The sequence below is a fragment of the Actinoplanes sp. NPDC048791 genome (assembly GCF_040650095.1).
In the GTDB taxonomy this organism is placed as follows: domain Bacteria; phylum Actinomycetota; class Actinomycetes; order Mycobacteriales; family Micromonosporaceae; genus Actinoplanes.
In genome coordinates this window covers 1-2,016 of the sequence record NZ_JBEZGQ010001304.1, presented here as the reverse complement: position 1 = coordinate 2,016, position 2,016 = coordinate 1, and the positions used below count along the sequence as shown (strand labels likewise).

Annotated in this window: 1 protein-coding gene and 1 pseudogene; one reads left to right on the top strand and one right to left on the bottom strand. The window is 74.1% G+C overall.

The genetic code is table 11. The features are described 5' to 3' along the window. A partial coding sequence (gene ggt, locus AB0C29_RS45675; protein WP_360834246.1) for a gamma-glutamyltransferase occupies positions 1 to 1,717 on the top strand: 1,717 nt, incomplete at its 5' end. A gap of 36 nt (positions 1,718 to 1,753) precedes the next feature. Here ggt and AB0C29_RS45670 read toward each other — a convergent pair. Beyond that, a pseudogene (locus tag AB0C29_RS45670) lies at positions 1,754 to 2,016 on the bottom strand (hypothetical protein); the annotation flags it as partial.

Here is a 2,016-nt window from a genome sequence, read left to right as displayed (position 1 = left end):
CGGCGGTGCGCCACCCCAGATCCCCACCGCCACCGGCTACGGCGGCGCCGTCTCCACCGTCGACCCCACCGCGACCGCCGTCGGCCTCGACGTGCTGCGCCGCGGCGGTAACGCCGTCGACGCGGCCGTGGCCGCCGCCGCGACCCTCGGGGTCACCGAGCCGTTCTCCGCCGGTATCGGCGGTGGCGGCTTCTTCGTCTATTACGACGCGAAACACCGCAAGGTGCACACCATCGACGGCCGCGAGTCCGGGCCGGCCACGATGACCGAGGACATCTTCGTCGATCCGGCCGACGGCCTGCCCTACGACTTCGCCGAGGCCCGGGTCAGCGGCCTCTCCGTCGGCACCCCCGGCACCCTGGCCACCTGGGAGGCCGCGACCGGCAAGTGGGGCACCCGCTCCCTGGGCAGCCTGTTGCAGCCCGCCGCCACGGTCGCCGACCGGGGCTTCGCCGTCGACGCCACCTTCCGGCAGCAGATCGCCGACAACGCGGCGCCCTTCGCCCAGTTCGGCTCCACCCGCGAGCTGTACCTGCCCGGCGGTGCCCCGCCCGCGGTCGGTTCCGTGCAGCGCAACCCCGACCTGGCCGACACCTACCGGCTGATCGCCCGGCGCGGCACCGGCGTCTTCTACCGCGGTCCCGTCGGCGCCGACATCGTGCGCACCGTGCAGCACCCGCCGGTGGCCGACGACCCCGCCGCCCCCTGGGCGTACCCGATCCGCCCCGGTGACCTGCGCCTGTCCGACCTGGCCAACTACCGGCTGCGGTTCCCCGCCCCGACGAAGTCCGGCTACCGCGGCCTGACCGTCTACGGCATGTCCACCCCGTCGAGCGGCGGCACGGCGGTCGGTGAGGCGCTGAACATCCTGGAGCGGACCGACCTCTCCGAGGTCTCCATGACCCAGGCCCTGCACCAGTACCTCGAGGCGTCCGCGCTGTCCTTCGCGGACCGCAACCGCTACGTGGGCGCCTACACGCCGCAGCCCGTGCTGGACCGGCTGATCAGTGACCGGTGGGCGGGCCAGCGGGCCTGCCAGATCAACCCCGCGCAGGCCCTGCCCAAGCCGGTGCCGCCGGGCGACCTCAGCGCCTCGGGCTGCACGCCGGCGCGCGTCGGCGGCAAGGTCGAGGACGGGCAGAGCACGACCAACCTCACCGTCGCCGACCGCTGGGGCAACGTCGTGGAATACACCCTGACGATCGAGCAGACCGGCGGCAACGCCATGGTCGTGCCGGGCCGCGGCTTCCTGCTCAACAACGAGCTGACCGACTTCAACTTCACCGGTACGCAGGGCAGCGCGCCCGACCCCAACCTGCCCGGCCCGAACAAGCGTCCCCGGAGCTCCATGTCGCCGACGATCGTGCTCAAGGACGGCAAGCCGTTCCTGGCCCTCGGCTCGCCCGGCGGCGCGACCATCATCACGACCGTGCTCCAGGTGCTGGTCAACCGGCTCGATCTGGGCATGACCCTGCCCGAAGCGATGGCAGCTCCGCGGGCGTCGCAGCGCAACACCGCCGCCGTCCAGGCCGAGCCGGCGTTCATCGCGCAGTACGGCGACGACCTGGGCGAGCTCGGGCACGCGTTCCAGCCGCCCGTGGCCGACATCGGCGCGGCCACCGCGATCGAGTTCGGCCGCGGCGGCAAGCTGATCGCCAGTGCCGAGCCGGCCCGGCGCGGCGGTGGTGCCGCGGGCGTGGTGCATCCCCGGCGCTGACCTGATGGCCTGTCCCGCCGCTCGGCGGGACAGGCCTCACGCCGTCAGGGCGATCGTCAGCGCGCCGGCCGCGACCATCACCGCGGCCCACAGCTTGTCCACGTTGAACCAGGCCCGGCGCAGCACGCTCAGGCCGACGAACTCGTAGACCAGCACGGCGCAGGTCGCCAGCACCGTGAACATCGCCACCGTGTGCACGCCCGCGGCCAGCAGCCCGTCGAGCGCCGCGGCGGGCGTACCGGCCAGACCGGCCGGGGCCGCCGCGGCGAGATGCCCGGCATGCCCGGCCGGCTGCGCCG